This is a genomic window from Actinacidiphila oryziradicis (genome assembly GCF_005047355.1).
In the GTDB taxonomy this organism is placed as follows: Bacteria; Actinomycetota; Actinomycetes; order Streptomycetales; family Streptomycetaceae; genus Actinacidiphila; species Actinacidiphila oryziradicis.
The window spans coordinates 17,326-29,851 of record NZ_SUMC01000087.1 but is presented as its reverse complement, the minus strand read 5'-3'; the positions used below and the strand labels follow the sequence as shown (position 1 = coordinate 29,851).

Annotated in this window: 12 protein-coding genes; 5 read left to right on the top strand and 7 right to left on the bottom strand. The window is 70.0% G+C overall.

The genetic code is table 11. The features are described from left to right. From FCI23_RS43165 to FCI23_RS57305, 3 genes are all read right to left on the bottom strand, one after another. Window positions 1–702 (bottom strand): lyase family protein (locus tag FCI23_RS43165; RefSeq protein ID WP_246144624.1); only part of this gene is annotated, 702 nt, incomplete at its 3' end. Then, complete coding sequence (locus tag FCI23_RS43160) at window positions 699–2,714, bottom strand: FAD/NAD(P)-binding protein (RefSeq protein ID WP_136729530.1); 2,016 nt, start codon at window positions 2,712–2,714, stop codon at window positions 699–701. The genes FCI23_RS43165 and FCI23_RS43160, both read right to left, overlap by 4 nt. A gap of 123 nt (window positions 2,715–2,837) precedes the next feature. Next, complete coding sequence (locus FCI23_RS57305; RefSeq protein WP_169317218.1) at window positions 2,838–3,536, bottom strand: phytanoyl-CoA dioxygenase family protein; 699 nt, start codon at window positions 3,534–3,536, stop codon at window positions 2,838–2,840. Window positions 3,537–3,918: 382 nt separating this feature from the next. Here FCI23_RS57305 and FCI23_RS57300 point away from each other — a divergent pair, with 382 nt between their 5' ends. Continuing rightward, window positions 3,919–4,155 carry a hypothetical protein gene (locus FCI23_RS57300; RefSeq protein WP_169317217.1) on the top strand — a complete coding sequence of 79 codons (237 nt, stop codon included), beginning with the start codon at window positions 3,919–3,921 and terminating at the stop codon, window positions 4,153–4,155. Window positions 4,156–4,369: 214 nt separating this feature from the next. Here the strand turns inward: FCI23_RS57300 and FCI23_RS43150 are convergent, their stop codons facing one another. The 4 genes from FCI23_RS43150 to FCI23_RS43135 form a co-directional block, all read right to left on the bottom strand. Further along, on the bottom strand, window positions 4,370–5,176 hold the full coding sequence (locus FCI23_RS43150) for an ABC transporter permease (protein WP_246144623.1): 807 nt from the start codon (window positions 5,174–5,176) through the stop codon (window positions 4,370–4,372). A gap of 61 nt (window positions 5,177–5,237) precedes the next feature. Beyond that, window positions 5,238–6,032, bottom strand: coding sequence for an ABC transporter permease (locus FCI23_RS43145; protein WP_136729528.1), 795 nt, complete (start codon window positions 6,030–6,032; stop codon window positions 5,238–5,240). 35 nt (window positions 6,033–6,067) lie between these two features. Beyond that, complete coding sequence (locus tag FCI23_RS43140) at window positions 6,068–7,009, bottom strand: ATP-binding cassette domain-containing protein (protein ID WP_246144622.1); 942 nt, start codon at window positions 7,007–7,009, stop codon at window positions 6,068–6,070. Beyond that, entirely contained in the window at window positions 7,006–8,490 is a 1,485-nt protein-coding gene (locus FCI23_RS43135) for a condensation domain-containing protein (RefSeq protein ID WP_136729527.1), read from the bottom strand. The genes FCI23_RS43140 and FCI23_RS43135 overlap by 4 nt, the downstream gene beginning before the upstream one ends. A 739-nt stretch (window positions 8,491–9,229) precedes the next feature. Between FCI23_RS43135 and FCI23_RS43130 the strand changes: the two genes are divergently transcribed. From FCI23_RS43130 to FCI23_RS43115, 4 genes are all read left to right on the top strand, one after another. Continuing rightward, on the top strand, window positions 9,230–10,510 hold the full coding sequence (locus FCI23_RS43130) for a hypothetical protein (protein ID WP_136729526.1): 1,281 nt from the start codon (window positions 9,230–9,232) through the stop codon (window positions 10,508–10,510). A gap of 54 nt (window positions 10,511–10,564) precedes the next feature. Beyond that, window positions 10,565–10,798, top strand: a complete 234-nt coding sequence (locus FCI23_RS43125; RefSeq protein ID WP_169317216.1) for a ferredoxin — start codon at window positions 10,565–10,567, stop codon at window positions 10,796–10,798. A 50-nt stretch (window positions 10,799–10,848) separates the two neighbouring features. Further along, the gene (locus FCI23_RS43120; protein ID WP_136729524.1) at window positions 10,849–11,607 is read left to right on the top strand and encodes a TenA family transcriptional regulator; all 759 of its coding nucleotides are present in this window, start codon (window positions 10,849–10,851) and stop codon (window positions 11,605–11,607) included. Window positions 11,608–11,699: 92 nt separating this feature from the next. Continuing rightward, on the top strand, window positions 11,700–12,491 hold the full coding sequence (locus tag FCI23_RS43115; protein ID WP_136729523.1) for an HpcH/HpaI aldolase family protein: 792 nt from the start codon (window positions 11,700–11,702) through the stop codon (window positions 12,489–12,491). Window positions 12,492–12,526: the final 35 nt, after the last annotated feature.

Below are 12,526 nucleotides of genomic sequence, written 5' to 3'. Positions count from 1 at the left end.
GAAGGCGTCGGCGAGTTCGCCGGCGTAGGCCGCCGGGTCGGTCGCGGTGCCGTCCGCCTCGGCGAAGGCCAGGTAGCCGGACAGCGTGCCGGCCGCGCCCCCGAGTGACACCGGCAGCCTGCCGTCGAGCAGCGCCGCCAGCCGGGCGTCGGCGTCCACCACCAGCGACCGCCAGCCGGCCGCCTTCAGCCCGAAGGTGGTCGGAACCGCGTGCAGGGCCAGGGTGCGGCCGGCCATCGGAGTGTCGCGGTGTTCCGCGGCCAGCCCCGCGAGCGCCGCGGCGGTCCGACCGAGGTCGGCCCGGATCAGCCGCAGCGCACGGGCGGCCACCAGCATCGCGCCGGTATCCAGCACGTCCTGGCTGGTTGAGCCGCGGTGCACATACTGCGCGTCGGCCGGGTTGGCGTCGGCGACCAGCTCGGTGAGCGCCCGCACGAGCCCGACCACTGGGTTGGCGGTCTCCCGGGAGGCCAGGGCCAGAGCACGGACGTCATATAGTTCGGCGTCCGCAGCCGCGGTGACGGCCGCCGCGGCGGACCGCGGTAGCACGCCGAGGCGCGCCTGGGCCCGCGCGAGGGCGGCCTCCGCGTCGAGCATGGCCTGGAGCCATGCCCCGTCGCTCACCGCGGCCTCCACTGGGGTACCGGCGCGTACGGGGGACAGCAGCCCGGTGTCAGCGCTGGTCTGTTCGGTGTGGGTCATGATGGGGGCTCCGTCAGTTGGCGGGAAGGTCGGGCGGGTTGCCGGTGGCCGGCCGTGGTACGGGCCGGGGTCAGCTCCAGCACGGCGCAAGCGATGGCGTCGGAGTCGCCGAGCGTCACCGAGTTGACGCCCGGCCGGATGCCGGCTGCGGTCACCCAGTGCACGGCCTCGGTGGGCACTCCGTAGGCGAACCGGCGCCGGTGGACGTGCCCGTCGGCGGTCAGCAGCCGGTAGGGGCGCTTGCTGACGGCGAGCCCGCCGGTTTCGTAACTCGTCCCGTACGCACCGTCGATGCGGTACGGGCGGGCCTGGCCGGTGGCGACGAGGTGGGACAGCAGCGCGTCGCCGGTCCGCCGGACGTCCGGCTCCGGCAGCCGCGCCTCGATCAGCGCGCGGGCGCGCACCGGCGGGCCGCCGACCCGGTCGGAGACCGCGGCGAAGCACGGCCGACCGGTCGCGTCCCGCTCGATGCGGACCGTCGTTCCAGGGCCGACGAAGTCGACCACGCCGGCGTTGACCAGCGCGATCAGCTCCTCGATCCGGGAGGCCGGCGGCCCGATGGACAGGAAGGCATTCAACGGGGTGTACCAGCCTTGGAGTTCGTCGCGGTACGAGTTGCCCTCCAGGCCGCCGTGGTCGACCACCAGCCGGATCTCGTTGCGCAGGTCGCGCAGCACGTCCAGGGCGGCCTTCAGCGGGCCACTGACGTTGCCGGCGTGCGCCTCGCGGACATCCCGGGCGAGGTGGCCGAGCAGCCACGCGCGGAACTCGCTGCGGTCGGCGAACACCCGTCGCCCGTACGGCCGGGAGATGCGCTCCCAGTCCCAGCGGTCGGCCGGCGGTATGCCGTGGGCGTCCAGCAGCCGTCGCTCGCCACCCCCGGCCAGATAGCGCTCGGCGAAGGCGGCCCGCTCCGCCCCGCGGCCGGCGGCGCCCAGCCACGCCTCGTAGTAGACGCACTCCACCTCCCGGGCGACCAGCGGCCACACGTCGTCCCCGAAGGTCAGCGGCTGCCTTTCCAGGGCTTGTTGTTGCAGCCTGGCGACTTTCGCCACGGTGAGCAGCCGCGGTTCGTAGCGGCCGTGCGCGCCCTTCTCGTTCTCGCCGCGGGCGTGGTAGGGCACCCCGCGGCGCGAACCGGCATGCAACTTCGGCTCGTTGCCGGACGGGTGGTACACCATGCCGCCGCCGTCGATGCGTTCGTAGCGGCCCCCCCGGGCGATGGTGAACAGGGGCAGGTAGTCAAAGAAGTTCAGACCCAGGCCGCGCAGCAGCACCGGCTCGCCGGCCGGGATATGGGACAGGTCGACATCTGCCGGGTTGGCGGGCGGCAGGTGGGTCAGCCCCACCGCGGCTGCCTCGCGGGCGATCCGCTCCTCCTCCGGAGTGGCCTTGGCGGGTAGGTGGCCCAGGCACAGCACCACCGCGTCCATGCCGACCAGCCGGGTGCCGTTGGACAGCGTCACCGTCTGGGTGCCCTCGCGGCCGGCCTCCTCCAGTTTCACCGCCCGCGCCTGGTGGATGAGCACCCGGACGTGTGCGGGAGCCTGGGCGACCACTCGCCGAAAGGCGTCGCGCAGGTAGCTGCCGTAGAACGCGCGGCTTGGGTAGGTGTCGGGACCGATCCGGCGGGCCTCGGCCAGTAGCGCGGACTCGGTGCCGGAGTCCTTGCGGGAGCTGGTGGCAGTCCCGGAAACGTGGACCTTGTCGGGGGCCGCGACCAGCGCGGATGCCCACTCATAGAGGCTGGGACCCGCCTCGACCGGGCCGTCCATGTCCACGCTGTCGTCGGTGTACACCGTCACCTGGCAGGCGACGGTGTTCATCAGCAGCAGTGGTGACTGGGTGATCCGCCAGACCTGGCCCGACCCGGGGGGGAAGGGATCCACCAGGTGGACCACGACCGCCGGGTGGGCGGCCGATTTGCGTTCGTTGGCGCACAGCCGCTCCAGCACCGACACGCCGCGCGGCCCGGCACCGACGATGCAGACCGTGATGTTCCCTGTACTCATCTGGTCGCTCCGTTGCGTCTCGGTGGGCGTCTGCATCTGGCTTCCGGGCGTCGGTCAGACGAGGGCGGCGACCTGCGCGGATGAGGTTCTTGGCAGTTGCAACGCCCTCCACCGCCCAGGCGGTCAGGAGCGCTCGATGCCCAGGCGGACGCGTGCGGCGCGGGTTTCGGACCACGGCCCGGCCTCCGGCGCCTCGGCCATCGGCCGGACCCAGGCCTCGGTGAAGCTGAGCAGGATAGCGGTGCGAGGCAGGGCGGTCCGGTTGACGCCGGCCCGGTGCCAGGTAGAGGACGCGAGGATGAGCAGGTCGCCGGGGTCGGCGATGGCGGGCAGGGGGGTGCCGCCAGGGGTCAGCGGCGGCTGCTTGTAGCGCTGGTGGCTGCCGGGCATGAACTCCGTGGCTCCGCTCTCCTCGGTGAAAGGGGTGAGCGGCAGTACGCACTGGAGGGCGAGCAGACTGCCCTCGACGATGTGCGTCATGGTGTTGTACGGGTAGTCGATGTGCCAGCGGTCGGGCTTGGCGCCGGGGTTGACGCGGTTGAGGCTCAGGTCGTTCATGAGGGCGTGCGGCCCGAGCAGGGTGTCAGTGAGGTCGGCGAGCCGCTGGTCGTTCATCAGGTCGACGAACGGGGCGCCGTGACGGAACAGTTCGAAGAGACGGACCGACTCGGGGGTGTGCAGCGCGCCATCGGCGGCCAACAGTTCGTCGGCTCGGGTTCGGAGTCCGGCGACATGGTCGGCGTCCAGGAAGCCGCGCCACAGGTGGTAGCCGTTGCGGTGGAAGTGTGCCGCAGATGGTGCGGCGGTTGTTGCTTCGAGCATGGTTCCCCTCGTTCCGGAGCGGTTGGGTGTGGCGGGCGGAGTCACGGCCGGTCGGGAATCGGCGGCGGGTCGGCCGGGACAGGGGCGGGCGGCCCGGGCGGATGGTCCGCAGCAGTGCCAATCGGCCCGGCGCCGGGTCGCCTGTCGGCGAGGACGTGGCCGGCGCCGACCGGGAGGTCGACGGGGACCAGGTCGGTTTCGGCCCGGAGTGCGACGCGGAGGGCGGCGACCGGTCCGCTCCACTTGCCGCGCTCGGTGTCGGAGGGGTCTGGTCGAAGGAGCGCGGTCCGGGCAGCGGTGCCACGGCGTCGCCGGTGCGGCGCCCGACCCCGGCGGGCCGGTCGGCCATGACGGCCAGTGCGGTGGTCTTCGCGTCGTGCCGGTGGGTGACGAGGATGAGGTCAACACGTCCGCGCAGGCGGTGCAAGGCCCCGGCGTGGCCGGCGCCCGTGCCGGTGCCGAGTTCGAGGACCCGGCCGCCGGACGGGACGGCGGTGCGGCGAGCAGTCGCCCCGTCAGCGGATCACACGAGTACCCGAGGCCGTGGTCTGCCGCGCACCGCTGGGCCTGCGCGACGATGGGCGGCACGTCCATGTGGCCGACCTCCTTCACGGGGTGACAGGGGCTGATGGGAATGGGGCATGTGCGTGCGTGGAACCGTGAGAGACCAACAGCGGTTCGGCGATCGCCGGCAATCACCAATCGTTGATGTGGCCGGAAGCGGCTTCCGGGAGAAGGCGGGCGGTCGCTGCGAGGCCGGCCACTGCCGGCAAGCTGCCGACGCCGGGCATTGATCCGAGATTTCTCCGTCGGTGCATCCTGACCACTGTCTGTTACCGGGTCAGCGCCCGGTCGATCCGCAGCATGGCCCAGCGCAGGCTGATGGCCCCGAGCACGACAAGGTAAAGAACCGGGACGATGAGTTGGGTTCCCAGATGTCCGAGTGAGGGTTGACGCACCAGCTCGATGCTCTGGTACAGCGGGAGGCACTCGACCACGATTTGGAGCCAGCGAGGGTAGACGCCCAGCGGGTAGAAGGTGGTGGCGAAGAGGAACATCGGCAGCATCGCCAGTTGGATGAACTGGAAGTCCTGCCAGTTGCGCAGGTAGGTGACCACGACCAGGCCAATGGAGGCGAAGGCGAACCCGATCAGCGCGGCGCCCGGCAGCACCAGCAGGGTCCCGGCCGAGTGCGCCAGGCCGAGGACGGACACCACGACCAGGAACCCCGTGGTAATCAGAGTCCCGCGCAGTACGGCCCAGAGCGCCTCGCCGAGGGCGATGTCCTGGGCAGTCATGGGAGTGGCCTGGATGGACTCGTAGGTCCGGTTGAGCTTGAGCTTGGCGAACATATTGAACGTGGTCTCGTTCATCGCCCCGTTCATCGCCGCGGTGGCGAGCAGGGCCGGGGCGACGAAGGACGAGTAGTCCACCGGCGGGTCGCCGAGCCCCGGCACGCGGCCCACCAGCTCACCGATGCCGACGCCAATGGACAGCAGGTACAGGACCGGTTCGAAGACCTCGGCCAGCAGCAGGTACCAGGTGTGGCGGTAGATCAGGAGGTTTCGCACCACTATGTTCCCGGCGCCGCGCGGGCGTCCGTGGTGCACGGCGGTGAGGGGGATGCTGGGGACGGTCACGGGTGTGGGAACCAGCCTTCCGGATCGCGGTGGAACACGGCATGGGGACGGGTGGGCGTGGTCAGCTGTGCAGGAAGTGGGTGTAGGTCCGGCGACCCAGGAGTAGGCCGGCGGTCGCCATCGCGGCCAGGTAGAGGATGTGCACGCCGCTTGCGAGCGGTGCAGCGGTGCCGAGCGCGACCTCCCTGCACAGCTGGATGCTTTGGTAGAGCGGTGTGACCGATACGACGGCGTGCAGCCAGCCGGGGAGCTGGGTGGTGGAGTAGAAGGTGCCGGAGAACATGTAGAGCGGCATCAGGACGAAGCGGAAAACGCCGTTGATCCGGGTGGACTGGGTGACGGTGATGGCCCAGGCGGCCACCGGTGCCGCGAACGCCAGACCGGTCAGCAGCGCCGCCGGCAGCAGCAGGGCACAGTGCTGCCAGGCCACCGCCCCGGTGGCGACGACGACCGCGATGAAGATCAGCGCAGTGGTGAGGATCCGGAACCCGGTGAAGAGCAGGTGCCCGGTGAAGATGTCCGCCGGACGCATCGGAGTGGCTGCCGCCGCTCGGTAGTTCCCCCGATGGCGGGCCGACTGGAAGACCGGTCCGGCCGAGTCCAGGAAGGCGTTCTGCATGGTGGCGGCGGCCAGCAGGCCGGGCGCGAAGAAGGTCAGGTACGAGGCCCCGTGCAGGTGATCGCTGCCCCCGTGGTCCACCAGCCTGCCCAGGCCCACACCCATGGCGGCCAGGAAGAGCAGCGGATTGGCGACGTTGACGACGACCGTGCCGCGCCAGGTCCTGCGGTAACGGTGCATCCAGTACGCGAACTCCCGCAGGGCGGGCAACCGGGCGGGGTCCAGGGAGAGCGCCATGACGGACCTTTCGAAGGCGTTCGGTCGACCAGGGGTCAGTCAACGAGGGTGCGGCCGGTCAGGGTCAGGAATACGTCCTCGAGACCCGCCCGGCGGACGAGTGCGGTGATGGGCGCGATCCGCTCGGCGTGCACGGCAGCCAAAGCGGTTTCGCCGTCCTTGCAGTAGACAAGGACCCGGTCCGGCAGGACCTCGATCCGCTCCGCCAGTGCTGCCAGGCGCTCGGCCATCGCCTGCTGGTCGCCCGGCGAGAAGCGCAGTTCCAGGACTTCACGGGTGGCGTGGGCACGGATCAGCTCCTGCGGGGAGCCCTCGGCGACGATCCTGCCGGCATCCATCACCACGAGCCGGTCGCACAGTTGCTCGGCCTCGTCCATGTAGTGCGTGGTCAGGACGAGCGTCACGCCGTCGGCCTTGAGCTGGTAGAGCCGTTCCCAGAGCAGGTGCCGCGCCTGCGGGTCGAGGCCGGTAGTGGGCTCGTCCAGCAGCAGGATCTCTGGTTCGTTGATCAGGGCGCGGGCGATGGTGAGCCGCCGCCGCATCCCGCCCGAGAGGGCTTCGACCTGCGCGTCGGACTTGTCCGTCAGCCGGGCGAACTCCAGCAGCCGCTCGGCCCGGTCCCGGATCACCGATTTGCTCAGCCCGAAGTAGCGGCCGTAGATCAGCAGGTTCTCCCGGACGGTGAGTTCGGTGTCGAGCGTATCGTCCTGCGGCACCACGCCGATGCGGGCGCGGATCTCGGGGCCATGCCCTGAGGTCTCCATGCCGAGCATGCGCAGGCTGCCGGCGCTCAGTGGGGACACGCAGCCGAGCATCCGCATGGTCGAGGATTTGCCTGCACCGTTGGGCCCGAGGAATCCGAACGCCTCACCGCGGTGGAGTTGGAAGTCGATGCCTTCCACCGCGACGAATCCCGAGCCGTACTCCTTGCGCAGACCGGTGGCCTGGACCAGGAGTTCGTTGGAAGTCACTGTCACTTCGTTCCCTCTGACTGTTGTGTGCGGTGGTTCGGGAGCGGCGCCGAGAACGCGGTGGCGCACGAGTCGGGGCCCGAGTCGGCCGGCGCGAAGGACTGCCGCAGGCCGCCCACCTCGGCCGCCGGATCGGTGACCGCGCTCACCAGCAGCCGTTCAAGGTCGCCCAGCAGGTCGGTGGCCCGGTAGTCGCCCAGGAAAGCCGGGTCCAGGCAGAGCGTGATCAGGCAGGTGGCGTCCAGTCGGCGTAGCGAGAAGAAGAGCTTGGAGCCTTTCTGCGGGTCGTCGCGGGGCAGTTGCTCCAGCTGGGTCCGTGGCAGAGCGGTTGTGACAGCCATCGAGTCGCCGGGGGCCGACTCCTGCCCGGTGCGCGCCGCCCGGTCGCCGTGGAAACTGACGTCGTTGAAGAAGCAGTAGCTGTCGGGGATGAATCCGCGCTCGGCGGCGATGTCGGCGACGAGTTGCTCGACCTTGCGTGGATCCGCCTCGCAGCGCCGGTGGGCGGCGAGTACCGTGCCGACCGCGGTGCGCAGGTACCGTTCCAGTGTCCCCTCGGCCACCCGCAGGTGCAGCAGGCCGTTCTGGTTGAACGCGCCGACATAGTCACGGTCCTCGGGTGCGAACCGGGTGGCGACGATCAGGCGGACGGTGGCCTCGGCCTCGCCGACCCGGAAGGCCAGCAGCAGGCCGAGCAGGGCGACCAGGGCGGTACTCGGGCTGGTGCCCGCGCGGGCTGCGAGCCCCCGCAGTGCGAGGGCCATCGCCGGGGAGTCGATCGTGGCCCAATCCCGTCCGGCGGCCTCGGTCCTCGGCGACTTCTCCAGCATGGTCGGCGAGGCAGCCCGCAACCTGCGCTCCCAGTGGGCGAGCGTGGCCGCTTGGCGGCGCAGGCCGGCTTCGGACAGCTCATAACGGGCCCGCTCGGCCGGCTGCCTGGCTCTGGCCGGCAGGGCGTGCTCGCTGGGTGCGGGAGCGTCCAGGAGGGTGCGCAGGTCCCGGAGCACAATCCGGAAACTCCAGGCATCCACCGCCAGGTGACTGATCACCAGGATGACCGCCACCGGCGCCGCGCCCCGGGTCAGGACTGCGGCCCGGACCGGCAGGTCCCGAGCATGGTCCGTGGCGCCGCGCCGGAGTCGGCCGCCGAGCGCCTCGGCGTCTTCCGCGAGGTGTGGGCCGGTTGCCTCGCTCACCCCCACGCGGAGCTCGCCCTCGGGGAGGACCTGCTGGGTCGGGCGCCCGTCCTGTTCGAAGTAGCTTGTGCGCAGGGCCTGATGACGTTCGATGAGGACTCGCAGCGCGGCGTTCACATGGTCAAGGCGGGTGCCGGCCGGAACCGGGACCCACCGGTACAGGTTGGGCGAGTCGTCGCCCTCGGGAAGCCAGCGGAGCACGTCCCAGTAGGCCAGCTGCCCCCACGCCAGCGGGGTCGGCGGTGGACCATCCGAGCGGAAGTGGACCAGGTGGGGCGCTGGCGAGGTCATTCGAGGTCTCCTGCGGGGTGCCGTCCGACATGGCTGTGCGCGGACCCGGTGGCGGTCCGTGACGGGGAGTGCGGGCAAGAGCCGGCCGGGTGGCCCAAGTGGCCGGTTACGCGACGTACAGGGGCCGTCGTCACAGGGAAGGCGCGGCGCGGTCTGCTTGTGGCAGGGTGTCGCGGCTTGTGGCGGTGCGGTGCCCACTCTCCCCGGGTGGGCGAGAGGGCGGTACAGGTCGGCAGCCCGTCTTCTTGGCCCCGGTGCCGCTCCACGTCGCTGCCGGACATGCCCCCGCTGCCGGTCTCAATGGTGTCTCATATTTTCACTCAATTGCAAGTGTTTTGCAGGGACAACTAGCGACGGCGATCCTTGCTGTCGGCCCTTTTGTGGCAGCGCGGACTCGGGGTGTCATGCGCTGACCAGCGGCCTGCGTGGCGTGCGGCCGCGCTCAATAGTGCCAAATCGACCTCTGGGCACGGTAGTCAACACTCCGGATAGCCGGTCGAAGCTACCAGTCGGTTACGTGGCCGTCCTTGATGTGTACTAACGATATGTGACGGATTGGTCACTAAAAGTGAGCATCGTGTCGCACTGTGTCAATTATTTGCATAAGTTCACGAGAAAAATTCAACCCGTTGCAAGAACCTGAGCGGATGTGTAAGGCTACCGAGCGCCGCAACGACATCACTCCCTCCCCCTCTCCGTCCCAGGACAGCTGATCCCATCCAGCGCCCGAGGAGAAACGATGACTGCGCTCACGCCCGGACAGACATCCCAATTGGAGACGGCGGACACCGCCGACGAATTCCGCGCCGCCGTGGCGGCGGCTCCCGACGAGCACTGCCTGGCCGGAGTTGTCGAGGCCTGCTTACGCCCGCTCGTGTACAGCCGGCACCACTGGCTGGTCTACAAGGGCGAGTACCGGGTCCGCGCCGATCTCCGGTCGGCCTGCGAGTCGATCAGCCGGCGTGATCCGCTCGCATGGGACGACGAGGAAGCAGATCTGATGCTTACCCTGTTCGCCCTCGACTGCGCGTCGACCGGACTCGACGACCTAGTCGACCGGGTCGACTCGGCCGCGGTCCGCGATGTGCTGCATGCCCGCCATGCGCTGTACACGGGCGTCGTCGACCCGACCGAACAGCCCCCGGGCACGCTGCTCGCGCTCGCCCGGCAGGTGGAACGGCTGCGACCCCTCGTCCAGGAGACGCACGAGCTCTTCTCCGTGATCGACGGGAAGGCCTGGTTCCGTACGGAGGGGGCCGTGCCGCGTGGCGAGATCGACACCGTGCACCTCACTCCCACCGTCGATCAGGTGCTGACGGAGGTCTTCGGCGAGCCGGCCGGCCCCGCTGCGCACGAACGGCTCCAGGCCGCGACCAGGACAGCTGTCGCGGCGGACGGGGACGGCGCCTCGATGGTCCGCGCCATCATGCGAGCGGCACTGACCGACCCGGTGCTGCGCGCCGACCACGTGACGCTGACCTGCCCGATGGGCGACATGCTCGACCGGCCGCACGAGATGACCACCAGTGGTGCCTTCTTCACCGAGACCCAGGTGCGTGACGGCCTCGAACTCGGCGACTACGCCGAACGGTTGGGCCACGAGTCCGCCGATCAGCTCCAGCGCACCATCCGGGCTCGGATGCTGAAGCTCAAGCGAGGTGCGATCCGCAGCCTCTACGGACCGGGCTGCCTCCAGGGCCAGTTCGTCGAGAAGCATGGCGGCCACATGCTGTTCCGCAACGAGGACGCGCACTACCGGGGACACCAGAGCATCGGGTGCTCCAGTGGCGGCCGCGCGTCGTTCGCCCTGCGCCACACCACCGGGGGCACCGAGCAGACGATGACGCCGATGATCGGCGACTTTCGAGTGGTCCGGATGAGCCACGACGAGGACGAGACGTTCACCGCCGGTGAACTCCCCCAGGTCATCCGCTACGGCGAGTGGTTGCGCGTCGTCGTGGAGGAGACCTACCGAATGGGCGCGGTCGTCCGGGCGGACGTCCCAGCGCCGACGGCGTGAACCCGGCCCCGCACCTCCTCCGTGATGCCGGACCCCACAAAGAAAGGACGACCCATGCGGATCTGGATCGACCAGTCCGAGTGCCAGAACAGCGGACTGTGCGAGGAGGAGGCGCCGCAGCTGTTCGGCATCGGCAATGACTTCTTCGCGTACGTGCGCCGGGACGGGCAGTTGCTCGACCAGCCGGGCGGTGAGGACAGCCAGGCGGAGGTGCCCGAGCACCTTGCGGAGCTCGCCGAGTTCTGCGCGAAGGCCTGTCCCGCGTCCTGCATCCACCTGATCGGCTGACCACTGCCAGCCTGAGATTCCCACACCGACCCGAGCCATGGGGGAACGACATGACCGCCACTCTTGACCAGTTCGTGCTGCTGTCGCCCGAGGAGGCGCACGACCGGATCCACGCCCTCGCGCGCGGCTGCGCCGAGCACCCCGCTCTGAAGAACCCGTTCTTTGAGCTGTGGATGGAGCAGGAGCTCACCGCCGACGAGGTCGAAGTGGTCGCCAAGAACTTCTATGAGCGGGTGCGCCGCACGCCGGTGCGCATCGCCCTCGCGTTCCTCAACATGACGGACATCGCGGCGCGGTCGGAGACGGTCGAGAACCTCTACGACGAGATGGGCCTCGGCAACCCCAGGAAGGTCCACTCCGTCATCCTGAAGGACTTCTTCGAGACGCTGCTCAGCCGGCTGCGCGGGCATGCGGTCGATCTGGATTCGGTGGCGGCTCCGCTGCTGCCTTCGACCGTCCGGTTGATCGAGCAGGGCGAAAAGGTGTTCAGCAGCTCCTACCCGCAGGAGGTCTGCGGCGCACTGCTCGCCCAGGAGTGGCACGCCTACCCACAGCTCGTCCACCTCTACGAGGGCGTCCGCAACTACCGTGCACACTACGGACTCGAGGAGTTCCACGAGAACTGCGAGTACTTCTACCTGCACATCGGCGCGACGGAGAAGGAGCACAAGATCCACTCGCTCTCCACCGCGGCCAAGGCCTGCCGCACTGCCGAGGACATCGAGCACATCGAGCGCGGCTTCACCATCTACCTCGACCTGCTCGCCGAGAACTGGAACGAGATCTACCGGACCCTGCGGCCGAGCTGACCTCCGCGGCCGAATCGCCGACCGGCCTCGGCCGCGCTGCTGGACAGGACGCCGGACCAGCCCCGGCACGGGTGACCGGAGAAGGAGCAGGAGTGACGAGTTCGACGCAGGACCCATCGCCGCGGCGGTCCGGGAGCGGTCTGCGACAGGCGATGTCGGACGGCCCCGCGTACGGCCTGTTCCTGGTCAGCGGCAGCGCGATGCTCGCGGAGGCTGCCGCGTACACCCGGATCGACTGGGCGGTCATCGACATGGAGGGCGCCGCCATGACCAAGACCGACGCGCTCCACCAGGCGCAGGCCCTGGCCGGATCGGAGGTTGCCGCGATCGTCCGGGTGCCCCGACTGGACCGCCACGACATCGAATTCGCGCTCGACCTGGGGGTGGCCGGGGTGATGGTCCCGAAAGTCGACCGGGTCGAGGACGCGGAGCGCGCCGCGCGGTTCTCGCGTTACCCGCCGGACGGGGCCCGGGGTGGGAATCCGATCCGCGCGAGCGCCTACTACACCGCTTCCGAGCGGTACTACGAGTCGGCGAACCACGAGGTCGTCTGCATCGTCCAGATCGAGAGCCGCGAGGCGGTCCGCAACGCGGCGGAGATCGCACGAACCGCCGGGGTGGACGCGCTCTTCATCGGGACCGGTGACCTTGCCATGGACCTCGGGCAGCCGGGACGGCCGACGGGAAGCGCTTTCGACGACGCCCGGCACACCGTACTGGCGGCCTGCGCGGCCGCGGACAAGCCCGCCGGGATCTTCGCCCCCAGCACCGGGCTCGCGCGGCAGTACGCCAAAGAGGGGTTCCGCTTCATCGCGGTGGGGAACGAGGTCAAGTTCTTCGTCCAGTCGGCGGCGCTCGCGGTGACCATGCTCCGCAAGAAGTGAGCCCGGCCGCACCACCGGGTACCGAGCGCCGAACG

What these genes read in the sequence shown, in the direction of transcription:
- FCI23_RS43160 (WP_136729530.1), bottom strand. Translation starts at nt 2,714, where the DNA reads ATGAGTACAGGGAACATCACGGTCTGCATCGTCGGTGCCGGGCCGCGC.
- FCI23_RS57305 (WP_169317218.1), bottom strand. Translation starts at nt 3,536, where the DNA reads ATGCTCGAAGCAACAACCGCCGCACCATCTGCGGCACACTTCCACCGC.
- FCI23_RS43145 (WP_136729528.1), bottom strand. Translation starts at nt 6,032, where the DNA reads ATGGCGCTCTCCCTGGACCCCGCCCGGTTGCCCGCCCTGCGGGAGTTC.
- FCI23_RS43135 (WP_136729527.1), bottom strand. Translation starts at nt 8,490, where the DNA reads ATGACCTCGCCAGCGCCCCACCTGGTCCACTTCCGCTCGGATGGTCCA.
- FCI23_RS43130 (WP_136729526.1), top strand. Translation starts at nt 9,230, where the DNA reads ATGACTGCGCTCACGCCCGGACAGACATCCCAATTGGAGACGGCGGAC.
- FCI23_RS43125 (WP_169317216.1), top strand. Translation starts at nt 10,565, where the DNA reads ATGCGGATCTGGATCGACCAGTCCGAGTGCCAGAACAGCGGACTGTGC.
- FCI23_RS43120 (WP_136729524.1), top strand. Translation starts at nt 10,849, where the DNA reads ATGACCGCCACTCTTGACCAGTTCGTGCTGCTGTCGCCCGAGGAGGCG.